Source organism: Rhizorhabdus sp. GW822-FHT03C02 (assembly GCF_058801765.1).
In genome coordinates this window covers 76,044-93,254 of the sequence record NZ_JBXANN010000017.1, presented here as the reverse complement: position 1 = coordinate 93,254, position 17,211 = coordinate 76,044, and the positions used below count along the sequence as shown (strand labels likewise).

Annotated in this window: 21 protein-coding genes; 5 read left to right on the top strand and 16 right to left on the bottom strand. The window is 68.1% G+C overall.

Annotated elements, in window-relative coordinates:
- Positions 1-269 precede the first annotated feature (269 nt).
- Both AC1RM6_RS27985 and AC1RM6_RS27980 read left to right on the top strand, forming a co-directional pair.
- Positions 270-1,169 carry a DUF1521 domain-containing protein gene (locus AC1RM6_RS27985; RefSeq protein WP_493107477.1) on the top strand — a complete coding sequence of 300 codons (900 nt, stop codon included), beginning with the start codon at positions 270-272 and terminating at the stop codon, positions 1,167-1,169.
- A gap of 88 nt (positions 1,170-1,257) precedes the next feature.
- Complete coding sequence (locus tag AC1RM6_RS27980; RefSeq protein ID WP_493107476.1) at positions 1,258-1,659, top strand: hypothetical protein; 402 nt, start codon at positions 1,258-1,260, stop codon at positions 1,657-1,659.
- Positions 1,660-1,661: 2 nt separating this feature from the next.
- Here the strand turns inward: AC1RM6_RS27980 and AC1RM6_RS27975 are convergent, their stop codons facing one another.
- From AC1RM6_RS27975 to AC1RM6_RS27940, 8 genes are all read right to left on the bottom strand, one after another.
- Entirely contained in the window at positions 1,662-1,982 is a 321-nt protein-coding gene (locus AC1RM6_RS27975; RefSeq protein ID WP_493107474.1) for a hypothetical protein, read from the bottom strand.
- Positions 1,983-2,044: 62 nt separating this feature from the next.
- Entirely contained in the window at positions 2,045-3,391 is a 1,347-nt protein-coding gene (locus AC1RM6_RS27970) for a phage tail tip lysozyme (protein ID WP_493107472.1), read from the bottom strand.
- Between the two features lie 75 nt (positions 3,392-3,466).
- A complete protein-coding gene (locus AC1RM6_RS27965) occupies positions 3,467-4,327 on the bottom strand; it encodes a hypothetical protein (RefSeq protein ID WP_493107470.1) in 861 nt (286 codons plus the stop codon).
- Positions 4,328-4,362: 35 nt separating this feature from the next.
- Positions 4,363-4,827: a hypothetical protein gene (locus tag AC1RM6_RS27960; protein ID WP_493107468.1), complete on the bottom strand. Its 465-nt coding sequence runs from the start codon at positions 4,825-4,827 to the stop codon at positions 4,363-4,365.
- A gap of 10 nt (positions 4,828-4,837) precedes the next feature.
- Entirely contained in the window at positions 4,838-5,338 is a 501-nt protein-coding gene (locus tag AC1RM6_RS27955) for a hypothetical protein (protein WP_493107466.1), read from the bottom strand.
- Between the two features lie 114 nt (positions 5,339-5,452).
- Complete coding sequence (locus AC1RM6_RS27950; RefSeq protein ID WP_493107465.1) at positions 5,453-6,100, bottom strand: GNAT family N-acetyltransferase; 648 nt, start codon at positions 6,098-6,100, stop codon at positions 5,453-5,455.
- Positions 6,075-6,404 (bottom strand): hypothetical protein, encoded by a 330-nt coding sequence (locus tag AC1RM6_RS27945; protein WP_493107463.1) that lies wholly within the window; start codon positions 6,402-6,404, stop codon positions 6,075-6,077. The genes AC1RM6_RS27950 and AC1RM6_RS27945 overlap by 26 nt, the downstream gene beginning before the upstream one ends.
- 111 nt (positions 6,405-6,515) lie before the next feature.
- Positions 6,516-7,253: a hypothetical protein gene (locus AC1RM6_RS27940; protein ID WP_493107461.1), complete on the bottom strand. Its 738-nt coding sequence runs from the start codon at positions 7,251-7,253 to the stop codon at positions 6,516-6,518.
- A 193-nt stretch (positions 7,254-7,446) separates the two neighbouring features.
- Here AC1RM6_RS27940 and AC1RM6_RS27935 point away from each other — a divergent pair, with 193 nt between their 5' ends.
- Positions 7,447-9,570: a TonB-dependent siderophore receptor gene (locus tag AC1RM6_RS27935; protein WP_493107459.1), complete on the top strand. Its 2,124-nt coding sequence runs from the start codon at positions 7,447-7,449 to the stop codon at positions 9,568-9,570.
- 10 nt (positions 9,571-9,580) lie between these two features.
- Entirely contained in the window at positions 9,581-11,032 is a 1,452-nt protein-coding gene (locus AC1RM6_RS27930) for a PstS family phosphate ABC transporter substrate-binding protein (protein ID WP_493107457.1), read from the top strand.
- Positions 11,033-11,109: 77 nt separating this feature from the next.
- Here AC1RM6_RS27930 and AC1RM6_RS27925 read toward each other — a convergent pair whose 3' ends face one another.
- Together AC1RM6_RS27925 and AC1RM6_RS27920 are read right to left on the bottom strand one after the other, a co-directional pair.
- Complete coding sequence (locus AC1RM6_RS27925) at positions 11,110-11,883, bottom strand: DUF6683 family protein (protein WP_493107456.1); 774 nt, start codon at positions 11,881-11,883, stop codon at positions 11,110-11,112.
- 124 nt (positions 11,884-12,007) lie between these two features.
- A complete protein-coding gene (locus tag AC1RM6_RS27920) occupies positions 12,008-12,625 on the bottom strand; it encodes a hypothetical protein (protein WP_493107454.1) in 618 nt (205 codons plus the stop codon).
- A 252-nt stretch (positions 12,626-12,877) separates the two neighbouring features.
- On the opposite strand from AC1RM6_RS27920, the gene AC1RM6_RS27915 reads away from it, so the two are divergent.
- On the top strand, positions 12,878-13,519 hold the full coding sequence (locus tag AC1RM6_RS27915; RefSeq protein WP_493107452.1) for a glutathione S-transferase family protein: 642 nt from the start codon (positions 12,878-12,880) through the stop codon (positions 13,517-13,519).
- A gap of 116 nt (positions 13,520-13,635) precedes the next feature.
- Here the strand turns inward: AC1RM6_RS27915 and AC1RM6_RS27910 are convergent, their stop codons facing one another.
- From AC1RM6_RS27910 to AC1RM6_RS27885, 6 genes are all read right to left on the bottom strand, one after another.
- Complete coding sequence (locus AC1RM6_RS27910) at positions 13,636-14,004, bottom strand: helix-turn-helix domain-containing protein (protein ID WP_493107450.1); 369 nt, start codon at positions 14,002-14,004, stop codon at positions 13,636-13,638.
- The gene (gene sctT, locus AC1RM6_RS27905; protein WP_493107448.1) at positions 14,001-14,777 is read right to left on the bottom strand and encodes a type III secretion system export apparatus subunit SctT; all 777 of its coding nucleotides are present in this window, start codon (positions 14,775-14,777) and stop codon (positions 14,001-14,003) included. Before sctT ends, AC1RM6_RS27910 begins: the two co-directional genes overlap by 4 nt.
- On the bottom strand, positions 14,774-15,046 hold the full coding sequence (gene sctS, locus AC1RM6_RS27900) for a type III secretion system export apparatus subunit SctS (protein ID WP_493107447.1): 273 nt from the start codon (positions 15,044-15,046) through the stop codon (positions 14,774-14,776). The genes sctT and sctS overlap by 4 nt, the downstream gene beginning before the upstream one ends.
- Before the next feature lie 129 nt (positions 15,047-15,175).
- Positions 15,176-15,832 carry a type III secretion system export apparatus subunit SctR gene (sctR, locus tag AC1RM6_RS27895; protein ID WP_493107446.1) on the bottom strand — a complete coding sequence of 219 codons (657 nt, stop codon included), beginning with the start codon at positions 15,830-15,832 and terminating at the stop codon, positions 15,176-15,178.
- 5 nt (positions 15,833-15,837) lie between these two features.
- On the bottom strand, positions 15,838-16,857 hold the full coding sequence (locus tag AC1RM6_RS27890; RefSeq protein WP_493107444.1) for a FliM/FliN family flagellar motor switch protein: 1,020 nt from the start codon (positions 16,855-16,857) through the stop codon (positions 15,838-15,840).
- Entirely contained in the window at positions 16,854-17,210 is a 357-nt protein-coding gene (locus tag AC1RM6_RS27885) for a FliO/MopB family protein (RefSeq protein WP_493107442.1), read from the bottom strand. Before AC1RM6_RS27885 ends, AC1RM6_RS27890 begins: the two co-directional genes overlap by 4 nt.
- Position 17,211: the final 1 nt, after the last annotated feature.

Below are 17,211 nucleotides of genomic sequence, written 5' to 3'. Positions count from 1 at the left end.
TCACTACACGCCCAAACAGGCCAGCACTGTTTCACCTACGCAATGAGATGTGTGCATCCCCTAGGGCGGAGGCCGGGATCTCGGTCGGCAAGGGCGCTCCTCATCCGCACGAGATCCCGGCCTCCGCCGGGATGACGCATGTGGCACGCCGTGATCCTTCGCACTATCGACCCTAATCGCTCCGACTAGCCTCCCTAGTCGGAACGCTGAGCGCGTCGCATCCCGATCGATGTTTCTATGGTGCCGCCAATAGTCCTGGGAGCATCGCGATGACCAGCATCAACCTGAACGCCAATGCCAGTGCCTTCCTGCTCGGAACCTCGTTCGCCGCCGGCGTCGCCGCGGGGGCCGAATATATGCTCGCGGCGGGGATCGCCGCGCGTTTCCTGTCGCCGCTGGGGGCCGGCCCGCGCGCTTTCGCGCAGATGCCGTCGCTCTGGTCGGTGTCGGCCCAGAGCAAAGCGAACGCGAGCGTCGGCGCCGAGGCGGCGGCCGAGCCCGAGGCGCAATGGACCGCGACCACCGGCTCGGACGGCCGCGCCGCGATCGACCTCGGCGACGGCTACAGCCTCGCGCTCAACGAGAACAATTCCGAGATCACGATCACCAACGCCAACACCGGCGAGACCACCCGGATCTGGGGCGATCCGCATGTCGAGGTCGACGGGCAGCATGTCTTCGATTTCTGGGGCACGACCAGCTTCACGCTCGGAAACGGCACCAAGATCACGATCGACACCGAGCAGTTCGCCGAGAATCCCGACGCCTATGTCGCCAGCCAGCTGACGATCACCAAGGGCGACCAGGCGATCATCGTCGACGGCATCAGCCAGAACCGGATCGGTGATCTGTCGATCAGCATGAGCGGCAATGGCCAGGCGATCGACGCGCTGACCCGCGACGGTTTCGTGCTCGAGGAGAATGGCGCCGGCGCCGGCTGGACCTCGAGCCTGAGCGGGGCGATCGCCACCCAGGCCGATCTCGATCTCACCCGGGTCGGCGCCCTCTATGGCCCGGGCAGCAGCGCGCCGAGCATCGACGAACTGAGCGATACGCTGTCGGCCTTTCTGGGCGTCGGGATGCTGATCGGCATGGCGATGATCGAGATGGACGCGAGCGTCGCGAGCTATGCCGCGGCGCGGGCGATCCTGCCGCAGCTCGACGCCTGATATCGCGGTTTCGTCGGTGGCCCCGGGGTGGCGGAACGCTTCCCCGGGGCCTTTCGTTTGACGTGGACCCGATCGAGGAGCGCAGTCGGTGCCCAACCCCCTGGAGATATTCGCGATGTCGATCGCGCTTGCGGCCGCCCCGGTCAACGACCCCGCTACCCGCGGCGCGATCCTCGATGTCGCGCGCGAGCCGGTGAGCGCCGAACTCGGCAAGCCGGTGCTGTTCAAGGTGCGCCAGTTGCGGAGCGCCGATGGCTGGGCGTTCCTGCTCGCCGATATGGAGGATCGCGGCGGTATGCCGCTGAGCTATGCCGGGACCCCGCGCGCCGAGGCCGCATCGCAGGGTTTCGTGTCGCGCGCCTATGCCGCGCTGCTGCGCCGGCAGGGCGATCGCTGGACGCTGGTCGACAAGGCAATCGGGCCGACCGACGTCGCCTGGGAAGGCTGGGCGAAGGCGCATGGCGCGCCGCCGGCGATCTTCCGGCCCTGAAGCTAATAAGTCCCGTGCTCGTCGGTGGGATACCACCAGGCGAAGCGCGTCTTCAGGTCGGTGGTGGAGAAGACCACATTCCCGCGGTTGCGCTCATAGCCCATCGCCGGCCGGCCATCGAGCGTCCCCGACCACCAGCCCGACTGCGACCGGCCGACAAAGGCGATGCGGGTCCGGCCGGCGGCGAAGACCATATGGTGGACGCCGCGGGCATCGACCCGGTCGCTGAAGCCGCAGGCGCGGGGCGGCGCTTCGCCGATCGTGCAGCGCACGGTTTCGGGGGCGGCGACGGCCGCGGCGAGGATGAGGAGCGTGCTGATCATGAAAGGGAAAAGCCGGGAACGCCGAAGCGTTCCCGGCACCGATCGGTGGGGGGGGAGACCGATCAGTTGGTGTTGAAGATGCCGACCGCGCGTTCGCCGCGGCGCACCGCCTCGCCGGCGGTATCGGCCGGACGCTCGTAGCGGGTGGTGACGATCTGCGCGGCGGTGCGCGCGTCGGTGGCGGTCTTCAAGGCGTTGCCCGCGGCGGATTCGCTGTGGGTGAGTTCGTGCTGGACGAAGCGGAGCTGCTCGGCGAACGACGATCCGTGGATGTCGTGCTTCGCCCAGCGTGCGAAATCGGCCTGGCGCGGCCCCTCCCACTGGGCGAGGCCATAGCCCGGTCCGCCGCCATGCTGGCGGATGCCGGCGTCCATGTTGCTCTCGGCATCGAGATTGGCGACGATCCCGGCGGCCTGCGCCTTGCTCCAGCCCTGCGCCTGGAAATAGGCCATCGCCTGGTCGATCCGGTCCTGGTGGCCGCCATTGCCCGAGGGGGTTACGCCTTGCGTCCCGCCGGTGCCGGTGGTGGCGCCCGTGCCGCCCGATGCGCTCGCCGGCGCGCGCAATATCACCCCGCCATGGCTGAGCGCCCAGCTGAGATTGTTGTGCGAGATCTGCTGGGTGCCATCGGCGTTGATATTGTTCGATCCGATCATCTTGCCGTCGCCGGCGACGATCTCGGTATGCGAGACCCCGCCGCCCTGGATGATGACGACGTCACCGGGCCGCGCCTCGGCCGCGCTGACCGGGGTCCAGCCGCGGTCGCGCAGCGTCTGGTTGAGCTGGGCGACCGAGTCGGTGTGGAGGTTCGCCGGGAGCTGTCCGGCTTCGGTCAGCACCGCCGAGACGAAATTGGCGCAGCAGACATTGGACGGGACATTGGCGTTCATCGGCAGATTGTCGTTGGCGTTGACCTTCAGCGACGACGCGTTCTGGCCGAGATAATGCTCGGCGATCGCCGCGACATTGCCGGTGCCGCCGCCGGGCGCCGCACCCGTCCCGCCGGTCGAGCCGCTGCCCGAAACCCCCGCCGATCCGCCGATATGGATCTGCTGGCCGACCTGGATCAGGTTGGGATTGGCGATGCCGTTGGCACTCGCGAGTGCGTGCCAGTCGACCCCGTAGCGCGCGGCGATCCCCGACAGCGTGTCGCCGGCCTGGACGCTGTAGGTCGACCCGGCGGATCCTGCCGCAGCCGCACTGCCACCGGGGATGGTGACATGCTGGCCGGGGCGGATCAGGTCGGGGATCGCGATCTGCGGGTTGGCGCGTTCGAGCGCCGCCAGCGACACGCCATGCGCCGCGGCGATGCCCGACAGCGTGTCGCCGGGCTTGACGATATAGCCCTGCGCGCCGCCGCTGGTCCGCGCGGAGATGTCGTTGTTCTGAACCGAGGAAATGCCGGTCATGCCACCGCTCCATGCTTTGTGGTGTTGGGGTGCATGATAAGCGCGGCGGCGGGCGCGCGTCGCTAATCGGAACGCTTAGAAGGCTTCGCGCCGGTCGACATAATAATGCATCTGCGCTCCGAACGCGCGGGCATTGGCGCGCAGGGCGGGGTCGGAATCGGCGGTGCGGGCGATGTCGTCGAGCGCGGCGAACGACGCCTTGCCGTGGCGGCTGCTCGCGAACAGCGCGGTCGCCGCTTTCGGCACCTTGGTGTCGGCGCCCGGCCAGGCCGACAGGCAGGCGAGGCCGGCGACCAGCGCACGCAACTGGTCGGGGGCGATGTCGATGCGGTGCAGTCCGCTGCGTTTGCGATAATCGGCGGGCAGGCTGCGATCGAGTTCGACCCGGAAATCGGCCGGCGCCGTGCCGGCCTCGTCGGGGCCGATGCAGCGGGTGGTCGCCGGCGCCGCCGCCGCTTCGGCGATCGCCGCGTCGGCGCCGAGCGGACGGACCGCGCCCTGCGCATAGGCGTAGCGCACCGGCACCGCCCCGCCGGGGCTGTCGGGCATCGAGACGATGAGTTCGGCGCCGGCCAGCCGTGCCGAGGCGCCCGGCGCGCAGGTGCCGAACGGCGCCGATATCGTCGGGGCCTGGCCGCCGCGGGCGGTGACGATCGCGTAGCGCGCGGGACACTCGCTGCCGCCTTCGCCCGCGACCAGGAAATAGCGGTCGTTCTTCGTGCCATAGCTGCCGACGACGCTGATCCGGTCGACCAGCTGCGCGCCGAACGGGCGCGACAGCACCGTGCCGCCATATTTGAGCGCCTGTTCGCTGCCCGAGGTGACGACGGTCAGGCCGGGCAGGGCCTGCGCCTTGCGCGCGGCGGCGCCGTCGGACAGGGCGGCGGTGGACAGCAGCAGGGCGGTGGCGGGCAGCAGCGCGGCGATCGTCTTCATTGTCCCTCCGGATGGCGGCGATGGTCGGATGGCGATCACGCGCCCGGCGCCGGCGGGTTCCCCGCGATCAGCGTGCGCGTGCGATTGTCGGTCTCGGTGCCGACCGCCGGGCGTGGATCGGCGATGCGGGTGCCGCGATCGGCCGCGGTCGCCTGGGCGCCGGGCGGCAGTTCGGTGCGCGCCTGTTCGATCGGCCGCGCCTGGGCGGTGCTGGGATTGCCCGAGAGGATGCGCTCGGCGGGCAGGCCGAGCCGCGCGGCGAGCCGGTTGAGCGTGTCGTTGACCCGGACGGTGAACGCCGAGGTGCCTGCGGGCAGCGCATCGGGCTGGTCGGTGCGGAACTTGCCGAGCGGGCCGGCGTCGGCGACCAGCCGGTCGAGCGGCGACACCCGGGTCAGCAACCGGTCGAGCCGGCTCATGCCGAGCCGGTCGCTGCCGAGCGGATCGCGCGCAGCGACGTCCTGGCCATAAGGACGCGTGCCGTCGCTGCGGATCGTCACCATCGCGATGCTAGTGGCCGTTGGCCACCGAGAGGCTGGCGGTCGCCAGTTCGACGCGTGCGATCACCCCGTCGGCGCCTTCGCCGGCGTCGGCCGAGACCGCGATGTCGAGCGCGGCCTTGAGGCCGTCGACCTGCCGGTCCGATCCGGCGAGCCCGGCGACCTGGACCACCGCCTCGCGGGTGAAATCCTCGAGCGCGCGGCGCAGATCGCCTTCCTGCGACGGGGTCGCGCCGGTGGACCCTGCGATCGTGGCGGCGAGCGCGTTGAGTTCGTAGACGTCGCCGCCACGCGCCAGTTCGGAAGCGTCGGGGTTGAAGCCGCTCGATCGTGCGGTGGCGCTCCATGCCGCGCTGCCCGACGCCGATGCGCCGCCGCTGGCGCCGACCCAGGCGAGCACCCGGTGGCCGATCTCGCCGATCGCGTCGGCCGCGGTCGAGCGTGCGCCGCCGCCCGCATGCGCCTGGACCGCGAAGGTCGCCGATGTCCGATCGATACCCGTCAAGTTCATGTCTCTGATCCGTTGCGGCCGCGTGCGGCCTGTCTGTCGAGATGGGAAGCGCCGCGAATGCCCGCCATAGTCGTTTCGACTAGGCTGCCCGGGCTCCTCGCCATCCTGTGCCGCTTATGCCCCGATACCGTGCGCGCGCCTATAATCGCTAAGACTAGCGATCGCGGCGCGAACCGGCTGCGGCGCCCGGCCGAGTGCGATCCAGGCGTCGCGGTCGAGCCGCATCACCCGTGCCTCCTGGCCGAACACCGGCTCGATCCCGGCATCGGCGAAGCCCAGCCGGGCGAGCGCGATCGGCACCGATCGGTGGAGGCGGTGAAAGGCGCTGACCAGCCGATCGCGCCCGAGCGGGCCGAACGCATGGTCGACCATCGCCGCGCCGGCCTCGACCGCCAGCCCGCCGCGCCAGGCATCGGGCAGCATCTTGCCGCCCAGTTCGAGCAGCCGGTCGTCGCCGCGAAACGGGGTGAGCGAGAACAGGCCGATCATCCGGCCATCGCCCCGCCTGCGCACCGCGAAGGTGCCGATCCCGGTATCGCGCAGCGGCGCGTTCCAGCGCAGGAACAGCAGCGCCTTCATCATATCGTCGGGCACCCCGTCGATCAGCTGGCCGACCACGCGGCTGTCTTTATGGAGCGCAATGATGGCGTCGAGATCGCCGGGGGTGATCGGCCGGATGTCGAGCCGGTCGGTGAGGATGACGGGCTGGTCGGCGACCGGCGCGGGCGCCGGCCGTTCAGCCCTGGTCGAGCGGGCGATCATGATGTGCGTGCGCGGCCTGCGCGCCTTCGTCAGTCGATCCGAGCAGTCCCTCGGGCGAGGGTTTGCCTGGCGCATCCGACTGGAACCGCGCGAGCGAGCCGGCGCTGCCCAGCGTCCGGCCGAGCGGATTGCCTTCCTCCATCAGCCGGTCGAGCGTCGACGGGAAGATCTTCACCCCCGCCTGCGCGAGCGCCCTGATCGCCGCGTCGGCGGGCTTCAGGTCCTTTGCCGCACCGCTTTCGCCGCTGCTCCACGCCAATTCGCGCGAATCCGGGGGATTGGCGCCTATTCCGAGGATGCTCATCGCTGCCTCCTGTGATGGTTGGGCATGATTGCGCGGTGGCGGGACGGGCGCCATAGTCGGATGGATTAGCGCGATCGGGACGCGGTCACCGCGATTTGCCGCGCCACCCGGTCAGGGCCGCACCCAACCGACGGTCCCGACATGCCGGGTCCCCGTATAGCGGGCGCCGTTGACATAGACCGCCAACTCCTCGCTGTGGCTGCACAGAAGCTGATACTGCCCGGCCTGCCGGCTCGCCACCTCGACCAGGCCATCGGCATCCGCGACCAGGGACCGGCGCATGCCGTCGGGGGCGATCAGCTGCAACCGCGCGCCCGCCAGGGGCTTGTCGCGGAAGGTCACGCGAAAATGGGTCGCGTCGACGGGAAGGATGTCGAGCGTGAGCGTCGCGGCCGCGATCGGCTGCAGATCGGGTAGCCAGCGCGCATAGAGCAGCGGCTTGCGCCCGAATTTCGTGCCCTGGTTTCGGATCGCCACGCCGCTGTCCTCGGCCTGGACCGACTGGTCGGGCGTGGCCTGTGCAAGATCGAAGCCCTGTCTGTTCCGCAGCAGCGCGATCGGTTCGACCCTGTCGTCGACGAGGCGCCAGGCATTCGGCGCCGGCAGGCGGTCGAGCGCGCCCGGCGACGTCTCGAGAAGCCGGCCTTTCTGGCCGAAGCGCAGCACCAGCGCGCCGCCGGCATCGGGCTCGATCCACAAGGCGTCCTCGATCCAGACATAGCGCGACTGGGCTCTGACCTCGGGCGTCATGACCGGTTTGTCGCCATCGGCGGCATCCTGGGCCGGGGCGGAGGCGGCTGACGACAGGAGCAGGGTCGCGATCGCGGTCAGGAAAGAAGGCCGATGCATTTCAGGTCCATTCACTTGGTTCGACGGCGCTCGCGCGTCCGTCATTCGGAGGCGCTCCCAGGCCGGCGAGGCTGGAAGACGAGGGAGATGACAGCGCTGTCTTCAGCATCATCGATCGCGAAAATCAAGCAATTGATATTTATTCTCAATCGCATTAACGCCGCCACTCTTTCCCGGGGCAAGGAGATTTTTGGTGGAAAAGTGGGTTTTTCTGAGTGCTTCCGCGGCAGCGGCGTGCCTGTCTGCGGCGGCGTCGGCAGAGGCTCCGCCGGCGCAGCGGCCCGACGGCGAGATCGAGCAGCAGATCGACGTCGACGACATTCTGGTGACCGGCAAGCGCGAGACCCTCAAGGCCAATATCGTCCAGGTCGGCGGTTTCCAGAACCAGTCGGTGCTCGATGTGCCGCTCACGGTCCAGGTGCTGCCGCGCTCGCTGCTCGAGGCGCAGGCCGCCACCGGGCTCGACGATGCGCTGCGTAACACGCCGAGCATCAGCCAGCAGAACACCAATCCGCTCACGGTCAACGGTTTCGTCGTGCGCGGCGTGTTCGTGCAGCCCCGCACCAATTACCGGCTCAACGGATCGCTCCCGGTGATCAATCTCGCCTCGGTGCCGCTGGAGAACAAGGAGCGCGTCGAGGTGCTGAAGGGCGTGTCGGCGCTCTATTATGGTTTCACCACGCCATCGGCGATCTTCAACCTGGTCAGCAAGCGCGCCGGACCCAAGCCGTTCATCAGTCTCGTCGCCAGCGGCGACGGGTTCGACAGCGTGTCCGGCCAGATCGACGCGGGAGCCCGGTTCGGTTCGGAGGATCAGTTCGGCCTGCGCGTGAACATGCTGCAGGGCCGTATCGGCAGCTATATCGACGGTGTCGATGGCGACCGCGAACTTCTCTCCGCCGCGGTCGACATCCGCGCGACCGACCGACTGTCGTTCAAATTCGACGTCGAGCATTATGAGCGCAAGATCGACGAACCCGGGTCGATCCAGCTGCCGACGGCGGTCAACGGCGTCATCACCCTGCCGCGCATCCCGGACGCATCGGCGCGCACCTCGCCCTATGGCGCCAATTATGAGGGCGAGGCGACCAATATCCTTGGCCGCGTCGATTATCAGATCGCGCGGGACTGGTCGGTGATCGGGGAAGCCGGCGTCGCCCGCACGACCCGGTCGCGGACGACGTCGATCATCACCCTGACCAATGTCGCGACCGGCGACGGCACCTTGTCGGGCAATTACCAGGCGGGGCAGCTTTATCGCAACCGCAACGCGCGTGCGGAACTGCGCGGTCGCATCATGAGCGGGCCGATCGAACATGTTCTGACGTTCGGCTACAGCTATAATTCGCAGCTCCAGACGTCGGTCGCGTCCTACGCGCTGCCGACCGGTCGCAGCGCGCTCGTCCAGAATCTCTACAATCCGGTGCGGATCGACTTTTCCACCATCACCCTGCGGGCGCCGACGCAGGGCGCGGACAGCACCAATATCGACCAGGGCGTCTATGCGCTCGACCGCATGACATGGGGGCCGTTGTCGGTCATCGCGGGCGTCCGTCGCGCCAAGTTCGGATATCGGGAAACCGGCGAGGATTACGACACGCGTTCCACCACCCCGATGGGGGCGGTGATCTTCAAGGTGGCGCCGCGGATCAGCCTGTACGGCACCTATATCGAGGGGCTGGAGGCCAATGGTTCGGCGCCCGACACCGCGGCCAATGCCAATGCGGTGCTGCCGCCCGCGCTCAGCAAGCAGATGGAGGCCGGTGTCAAGGCGGAACTGGGCGCAATCCTGGTGACGGCGGGCTATTTCAACATCGATCGCGCACTGACCTACACCAACGCCGCCAATGTCTTCGTGGCCGACGGCCGCGCGCGCTACAAGGGTTTCGAGCTGTCGGTGCAGGGACAGATCACCCGCGATCTGACCGTGGTCGCGACCGCGGGAAACACCGACGCCCGGCAGCGCAAGACCGCGAACGGTGCGCTCGACGGGTTCATCATCGAAAATACGCCCCGCTATTCGGGCTCGCTCTTCGCCGAATATAGCCTGCCGATGCTTCCCGGCTTCGCGGTCAATGCGGGGGCCTATTATACCGGCGAGCGCCAGCTCAATCCGCTCAACCAGGGCATCCTGCCCGACTATACGCTGTTCAGCGCCGGCGTGCGCCACCAGTTCACGCTGGCGAACGGCAACCGCATGACCCTGCGGGTCAACGCCGACAATCTGGCCAACAAACATTATTGGGCGGCTGGCAACCGCCAGGTGACGGTGGGCGCGCCGCGGACCGTCAAATTTTCGCTCCGCTACGATATCTGAGGATAAATCCATGCAGAAGAAATCTCTGATCCGCCTGTGCGCGGGCGCCCTGATGCTGTGCCCGCTGCCGGTCGGGCAGGCGGCGCAGCCGCTGCCGGTCACCTTGTCGAGCATGGGCGATGCGGCGATGGGGCCGCTGATGGATGCGCTGTTCGCGGGATATCATGCCGCGCATTCCACCGTCGAAAAGGGGCTCTGGTCGCACAGCGGCGAGACCGCAACCCCGCATGGCCTGGCCAATTATGTCGCCGACGTCGCGCCGATCGTCGGCAAGCCGAGCGCGATGACCTATCGCGTCCGGTTCCAGCGCAATGGCATGACCGAACCCTTTCTGATCAAGATCGGATCGCGCGTGGTCGACGGCGTCACGGTGCCGCTGCAGATCGCCGCCAATGGCGGATCGGGACGCGCGCTCGACCCCAAGGTCGCGGATTTCCTGTCCTATGCGATCGGACCCGAAGGGCAGGCGATCCTGGCGCGTGCCGGCGACAGCCCGCTCGCCGCGGCCGAGGTCGGCGCGGCGAGGGCCGCGATCGCTGCCACGCCCTATGTCCAGTCCGAAGCGCCGCCTTATGTCGCCAAGGGCGCGATTGCCGGCCCGATCTCCAGCGTCGGATCGATTCAGATGGTCGAGTGGATCGATCGCGCCTTCCTTCGGTTCCAGGCGATCCATCCCGGCGTCGTCCGGGGGAGCAATTGGCGGCATCCCGGCAGTTCGGCGGCAATTTCGGGTCTGCTGGCAGATGTGTCCGACATCGCGCCGCTGGGCCGCGAAGTCTCGCGCGACGAACGCGCGGCCTATCGCGCGCGTTTCGGCGAGGACGGACCGACCGAGATCCGCGTCGCGCATGGGGCGCGCCTTGCCGACATCCGCACCAACGCGGTCGCGATCTACGTCAACGCGTCCAACCCCATCGCCAGGCTGACGGTCGCGCAGCTCGACGCGATCTACAGCGCCACGCCGCATGCCGGGGCCAGGGCGCCGATCCGCAGCTGGGGCGAGGCGGGGCTGACCGGGGAATGGCGCGATCGGCCGATCAAGCCGTTGATCTATGGCGGATCCGGCGCCCCCGGATCGATCCAGCGCGAGAATTTCCGGAACGACAGCTGGGCCGCCAGTGTCGCGACCCGCGAGATGAAGGATGTGACGGCGACGGTCGCCGCCGATCCTGCCGCGATCGGCTTCGGCGTCTTCGATGATGCGACGCCGGGCATCCGCGTGCTGCCCCTGTCCTTTACCGACAAGGGGCCGGCCTCTTCGGGGTCATGGGACGATGTGGTGCATCAGCGTTATCCGCTGACGCGGCATATCTATATATTGATGCGTCGCGACCCCAGTCCGCAGACCAAGGCGTTCATGCGTTTCCTGCTCAGCCGCGAAGGCCAGGAAATCGCGGTGCTCGAGGGATATGCGCCGCTGACGGGGGCCGAGGCGGCCGCGGAGATCGCGAAGCTCGATTGAGTATCCGGCATTTCGGGTGAAGCCGTGACGCGCCAAACCGATCGTCACGATCGGTTTGGCGCGTCGCGGCGGCCCGTTCAGCCCCGCGGTTCGAACCCGCCGTTGAGCGCGAGCGCCTGCAGGTTGATCCCCGATTGCTGGCGGATCATCTGCGCGACCCCCTGGCCATATTGGCGCAGCGCGCCTTCGCGCCGCGCCGATTGCCAGCCCGAATGGAGGGTGACGAACAATATCTTGAATTCCTCGCCCAATTTGGCGCGGCCGGCGGGGCTGGTGAAGCGGCTGTCGCGCGCCAGCGCCGCGCCGACCTGTGCGCGGACCCCGCGGACATCGGCGGCCGACGGATCGCCGGCGCCGTTCACGATCATCCAGCCGAGCACCAGATAGGCGGTCAGCGCGTCCCCGGCGTCGTTGCTCCTGAGCCCGAACGGGGCGGTGATGCCCTGCCACACCCGGCCATAATCATATTTGGAAAACTGGGCGCGGGCGGCATCGGCATGCGATGCATTTTTCGACCGCACCCGGGCGATGAACTCGTCGAGCACCTGCTTCTTGAGCGCAGGGGTCGCGGCATAGGTGAGCGGCACCGGGCGGGCGCTGCCCGGCCGGCCGATCCCGCCGCCGCCGAAGGCCGATGCGCCGATCCCGCGGCCGCCGCGCGATCCGCCGACCGCGCCCTGGAACGAGCGCTTGGCATCGTCCTCGATCGCGATGCTGCCCGCATACATGCCCATCGACATCATGCTGGTGTCCATCGCCTGGTCCATCATGTCCTGCGCCGACGCGGCGACCGGGGCGAGTGCGGACAGGCCGACGGCGACGAGCAGCGAGAGGCGAACGGATTTCGACATGAGCGGACTCCCAAGTCACTGATAAGCCGACATTAGCACATCATGCAGTAACGATCGGAACAGGCAAAGGTGCCGGGCACCGCTGGTCGCGGTCCCGGCACCCCGTGTCGCATAAGCTACTGGGTTACTGTTTGCGGGCGATGTTGCCGAGCGCTTCGCCGATCGACTTGATCGAGGTGGTCAGCGTGTTCATCAGCAGGCTGAACTCCTGCACCGCGACCTGATAATCGGTCGAGGCCTCGCGGCTCTGGTCGGCCTTGCCGGCCAGGTCGTGCAGCTCGTCGGCCTTGCGGTCGACCGCCGCACCGATCGAGTCGGCGATCGCCTGCAGCCACGAGGCATGCTTGCCCTTGGCGTTGCCGCTGCGCTCGGCGTTCTGCCAGGCCGACTGGACGGTGTCCTCGACCGAGCTGCGGAAATCGTCGGTCGAGCGCTGCAGCTCGCCGCGCTGGGTCGGCGACGCGTTCGACAGGTCGCCGAGCATGTCGAGATAGCCCTGCGCCGATTCCTGCGAATTCTGCGCGGCGCCTTTGATGTCGCCGAGCGAGCCGGCGGCGGCGGCCTGGGCGGTGTCGATCAGCGGCTGCGGCAGGCCGATCTCGTCGCCGACCTTCTGGATCACCTCCTGGATCACCGACGAGACGACCTGCATCGCCAGCTGCGCGAACAGGCTGGTACCGCCGGTCGCGACGCCGAGAGCGATCTGCGACACCATATTGATCGGATTGAAGCCACCGGACATGGAAATTCTCCTTGTTGCACAATCGGTTCGAATTCTGACCCCGGGATGGGGAAGCCGTCGAACCGACCGGTCCGACACGATCTTATTGCCACCGGCAGGCGCTCGTTTCGCTCCGCGTTTCGACTAGCCGGGCTAATCGAAACGATTAGCGGCATGGCGCGCGCCGCCCCGACGGCACCGGTGGTTCGGGAGATCGTTGTCAAATCATGGCTTTTGGGCCGAGATAGCGTCCGTCCATGCGGGAGCCCGACGATGACCATCACGATCACCGCCTTCGAAGCATCGCCCGATCGCGGCAGGGGGCTGGCGCGCGACACCCCGGTGCGCTGGGCGCTCGAGGAAGTGGGACAGCCTTATGCGGTTCGCCTGATGTCGTTCGGCGCGATGAAGGAGGCGCCGCATCGCGCGCGCCAGCCATTCGGTCAGATCCCGACCTATGAGGAGGGCGACCTCGTCCTGTTCGAATCCGGGGCGATCATCTTCCATATCGCCGAGCGCCACCCGGGCCTGCTGCCCGCCGACGCCGACGGCCGGGCGCGCGCGATCATGTGGATGTTCGCGGCGCTCAGCACGATCGAACCGCCGATCGTCGATCTCCAGATCGCGAAGCTTTCGGAGGGCGACAAGCCGTGGCACGAACAGCGGCTGCCGCTGGTCGAGGATCGCATCCGCGACCGGCTGGGCGATTTGTCCCGTCGGCTGGGCGATGCCGACTGGCTCGACGGCGGCTTCAGCGCCGGCGATCTCCAGATGATATCGGTGCTGCGCCGGCTGAAGATGTCGGGGATATTGGACGAATATCCCAATCTCGCCGCCTATGTCGCTCGCGGCGAGGCGCGGCCGGCGTTCGCGCGGGCCTTCGCCGCGCAACTGGCGGTCTTCAACGCGCAGTGATAAACGAGTGGTCCATACGCGATCTCGAAGATGCTGACGCATCCTCGATCGATTTGCTCAGGCGCCGCACGGGCTGATACCCGCTCCCGATGAGGCAAGCTCACCGGGAGCGGGTATCAATCGGCCGGATAGAAGAGCAGCCCCGCCAGCGCGGCGAGTTCGCGCATGCCGTCGAGCTCGAGCTTGCGGCAGACGTTCGACAGATGGACCCGCACCGTGTTCTCGGAGATCAGCAGCAGCGTGCCGATGTCGCCGTTCGACCGGCCCCAGCCGAGGAAGCGGATCACCGTCAACTCCATCGGGGTCAGCCGCAGCAGCGGCTCGCGGTGGCGCTGGGGCACGCGGGCGGCTTCGACGAAATGCTCGCCGAGCGCGATCGGGGCAGGGGCGCCGGGCAGTGCATCGGCCTTGCGCAGCAGTTCGGCGATCGCGGCGAGCCGCTCGTCCTCGGGCGACGCGGGATGGAGGGCCTCGGCGGCGCTCATCGCTCGAACGCCTTCAACAGGTTGATCAGCACCTGCGGGCGGCTCTGGATATCGCGGACGATCGCGCTGGTATAGGATCCGAGCAGCAGCAGGATGATCGCGGTCGCCGCCAGCGCCTTGATCGACAGCGACATCGAGAAGACGTTCAACTGCTGGGCGAAACGGTTGACCATGCCCAGCCCGGCGTCGATCAGGAACAATACCGTCAGCACCGGCGCCGCGAACAGGGTGGCGAGGACCATCAATCGCCCGAACTCGGCCTCGAACAGCAGCAGGCCGCGCGGATCGAGCGTCGGCATCGGCGCCGCGATCGGCCATAGCGCATAGCTTTCCATCAGCACCCGGACGATCAGCGACAGCCCGCCCGAGAAGATGAACACCAGATTGGCGAGCCGGCCGAGAAAGGCGCCGTTGAGCGAGGTCTGGTGCCCCGACAGCGGATCGACGATCTGCGCCATCGTCGCGCCGACCTTGGTGTCGATGATCTGGCCCGCGGCTTCGAGCGCCCACAGCACCGATCCGAAGAAGAAGCCGATCACCAGCCCGACGAACGCCTCCTTGGCGAAGATCGCGACCCAGCGCGCCGCGCTGATCGTGGCGATGTCGAGCGCCGGCTGGAGCACCAGGCTGATGATGCCCAGCCCGATCAGGATCGAGTTGCGCACCATCGCCGGAATCGTCTCGCTCGCGAACATCGGCAGCATCAGGAAGGCGACCGCGATCCGCGCGGTCGCGACCCCGAGCAGCAGGATCTGGTCGGCCCAGCCGGTCATCTGGTCCGCACCATGCCCGGAAATTCGGTGAACACCCGGTCGGCGAAGCGATAGAGCGAGGCGCCGAGCAGCGAGGCGGTGACGAACAGGGTGATTACGATCGCGAAGAATTTGATCGTGTACTGGAGCGTCTGTTCCTGGATCTGGGTGGCCGCCTGGACCAGCGCGACCAGCAGCCCGGCGACCGAGGCGACGATGATCGGCGGCGCCGACAGGATCAGCACCAGCCACAGCGCGTCGTTGGTCAGCGCGACGAAATCGCCGTTCATTGCGGGGTGGCTCCCTGACCGTCATCCTGAACTTGTTTCAGGATCCACTCTTCAATTCGGGCCAGCCCCAGGTGGCGCGGTGGACCCTGAAACAAGTTCAGGGTGACGGAGAAGAGAAGGTGATGCGCCCTAGACATAGGACAGCACCAGGCCATGGGCGATCTTCACCCAGCCATCGACCAGCACGAACAGCAGCAGCTTGAACGGTAGCGATATCGTCGTCGGCGACAGCATCATCATCCCCATCGCCAGCAGGATGTTCGAAATCACCAGGTCGATGACGAGGAAGGGCAGGAAGATCAGGAAGCCGATCTGGAAGGCGAGCGACAATTCCTTGACCACGAACGACGGCACGACGACGACGAAGTCGCGGTCGGTCATCTCGGCGGCGCGTTCGGGATTGCCGACCCGCTGCGCGGTCTTGAGGAAGAAATTGCGTTCGTTCGGGTCGCTATGCTTGATCAGGAAGTCGCGCAGCGGCTCCTTGCCCGCGTCCATCGCCGCCATCATCTTCGATTCGGTGCCGGCCTGCTGGGCGGGATTGCTGATGATCGCGGCCTGCATCTGCTGGCCGACCGGATACATCACATAGAGCGACAGGATCAGCGACAGCCCGTTGAGGACGATGTTGGGCGGCACCTGCTGCAGCCCGAGCGCGTTGCGCAGCAGGCTGAGGGTGACGACGATCTTGGTGAACGAGGTCACCATCACCGCGAAGAACGGCGCGATCGCGAGCGCGATGACGACGACGAGGGCCGAGCCCGGCGTGAAGGTCGACAGATCCATCCGCGTCAGCCCGCATTGCCGGCCCGGATCGCGGTGACGAGGACGCCATAGCCCTCGCCGACCGCGACCAGTTCGCCGTCGGCGATCGTCTGGCCGCCCGCGACCACCCGCACCGCGATCGTCCCGCCCGCAGCAGGCAGCGGCAGCACGCTGCCCTTGCCCAGCGTCGCCATTTCGGCGGCGGTGATGCCGCTGCCGTCGAATTCGATGATGGTCTGTATCCTGATATCGGCCCAGTCGGGCTGCGGCCCCGAGGCGAAAGCCTGATCGCCGTTGTCGATGGCATTGGTCCGGTCGGACATGCTGGCGTCCCCTGTTTGCGGATCGGTTTCCAAGGTGGTGGCGCCCCTTTTCAGATCGATCGTCGCGGTCGCGCGATCGTTCCTCCCCGGCAGCGACAGGCGGGCGACGAGCGGCCCGATGCCGAGCAGGATGCAGTCGCCGGCTCTCAGCGCCTTCAGGCGATGGGCGGCGATCGGCAATGCCTCGATCCGCGCGGTCCAGCGCAGGGCGAGGCCCGAGATGATGGGCGGCAGCGCCGCCGGCAGCGGCAACGGCTCCACCTCGATCGTGGGCGGGGTGCCGATCAGCAGCCGGTGGCGCAGCGCGCCGCTCTTTTCATGGGCGTCGAGCCGGATCAGCACCGGATCGCCGCTGGGCGTGTCGGTCAGGCCGGCGGGATGGAGTTCGAGCCCGAAGATGCGTTCGGCGGCGGTGACCAGCCCCTCGATCCGGCCGAGCGTCGCCGCCGAGGCGGCGCCGTCGGGGGCGCCCTGGCCGTTGGTCATCCGCGCGAGCTGGTTGTCGACCAGCAGCGGCGCGACGACGATCTCGCCGGCGCGGGTATCGAAGCGGATCCACGCCGCCGCGGCGCGGCGGTCGCGCGCGCTCGCCATCCGCGCCGTCAGCCGGACGTCGTCGAACTCGCGATGGTTGAGCGCGGCGATCAGGCTGCTCTGCGCTTCGGCATGGTCGCGGCGGATCGCCGGCAGACGCTGGCGCATCGAGGTAGGCTGGCTGGTCATGGTGCGGGCTCGGCTGCGGGAGGGACGGGCAGGGGGCGGTCGGAATCGGATGCGGGGGCGGCGGGGTCGCGGGCATCGCCCCAGTTGCGCAGCAGCCGCACCGATCCGGCGGCGACCCCGATCAGCATCAGCTCGCCTTCGGCCTCGACCAGCATCAGCCGTTCGCGCTGGCCGACCGGCAGGGCGCGGACGAAGCGGAGCTGGCGGTCGGGCTCGCCGGGGCGCCGGCCGAGGCCGCGGTCCTGCCATTGCCGCATCGCCTTCAGTCCGAACCAGGCGATGCCGAGGACGATCGCGAGCGCGACGATGGTGCCGAACAGGCCCGACAAGGCGGTGCCGAGGGTCGAGTCCATG

Coding starts and splice junctions, on each gene's coding strand:
- AC1RM6_RS27985 (WP_493107477.1), top strand. CDS start 270: ATGACCAGCATCAACCTGAACGCCAATGCCAGTGCCTTCCTGCTCGGA.
- AC1RM6_RS27975 (WP_493107474.1), bottom strand. CDS start 1,982: ATGATCAGCACGCTCCTCATCCTCGCCGCGGCCGTCGCCGCCCCCGAA.
- AC1RM6_RS27970 (WP_493107472.1), bottom strand. CDS start 3,391: ATGACCGGCATTTCCTCGGTTCAGAACAACGACATCTCCGCGCGGACC.
- AC1RM6_RS27965 (WP_493107470.1), bottom strand. CDS start 4,327: ATGAAGACGATCGCCGCGCTGCTGCCCGCCACCGCCCTGCTGCTGTCC.
- AC1RM6_RS27955 (WP_493107466.1), bottom strand. CDS start 5,338: ATGAACTTGACGGGTATCGATCGGACATCGGCGACCTTCGCGGTCCAG.
- AC1RM6_RS27950 (WP_493107465.1), bottom strand. CDS start 6,100: ATGATCGCCCGCTCGACCAGGGCTGAACGGCCGGCGCCCGCGCCGGTC.
- AC1RM6_RS27945 (WP_493107463.1), bottom strand. CDS start 6,404: ATGAGCATCCTCGGAATAGGCGCCAATCCCCCGGATTCGCGCGAATTG.
- AC1RM6_RS27940 (WP_493107461.1), bottom strand. CDS start 7,253: ATGCATCGGCCTTCTTTCCTGACCGCGATCGCGACCCTGCTCCTGTCG.
- AC1RM6_RS27930 (WP_493107457.1), top strand. CDS start 9,581: ATGCAGAAGAAATCTCTGATCCGCCTGTGCGCGGGCGCCCTGATGCTG.
- AC1RM6_RS27925 (WP_493107456.1), bottom strand. CDS start 11,883: ATGTCGAAATCCGTTCGCCTCTCGCTGCTCGTCGCCGTCGGCCTGTCC.
- AC1RM6_RS27920 (WP_493107454.1), bottom strand. CDS start 12,625: ATGTCCGGTGGCTTCAATCCGATCAATATGGTGTCGCAGATCGCTCTC.
- AC1RM6_RS27915 (WP_493107452.1), top strand. CDS start 12,878: ATGACCATCACGATCACCGCCTTCGAAGCATCGCCCGATCGCGGCAGG.
- AC1RM6_RS27910 (WP_493107450.1), bottom strand. CDS start 14,004: ATGAGCGCCGCCGAGGCCCTCCATCCCGCGTCGCCCGAGGACGAGCGG.
- sctT (WP_493107448.1), bottom strand. CDS start 14,777: ATGACCGGCTGGGCCGACCAGATCCTGCTGCTCGGGGTCGCGACCGCG.
- sctS (WP_493107447.1), bottom strand. CDS start 15,046: ATGAACGGCGATTTCGTCGCGCTGACCAACGACGCGCTGTGGCTGGTG.
- sctR (WP_493107446.1), bottom strand. CDS start 15,832: ATGGATCTGTCGACCTTCACGCCGGGCTCGGCCCTCGTCGTCGTCATC.
- AC1RM6_RS27890 (WP_493107444.1), bottom strand. CDS start 16,857: ATGACCAGCCAGCCTACCTCGATGCGCCAGCGTCTGCCGGCGATCCGC.
- AC1RM6_RS27885 (WP_493107442.1), bottom strand. CDS start 17,210: ATGGACTCGACCCTCGGCACCGCCTTGTCGGGCCTGTTCGGCACCATC.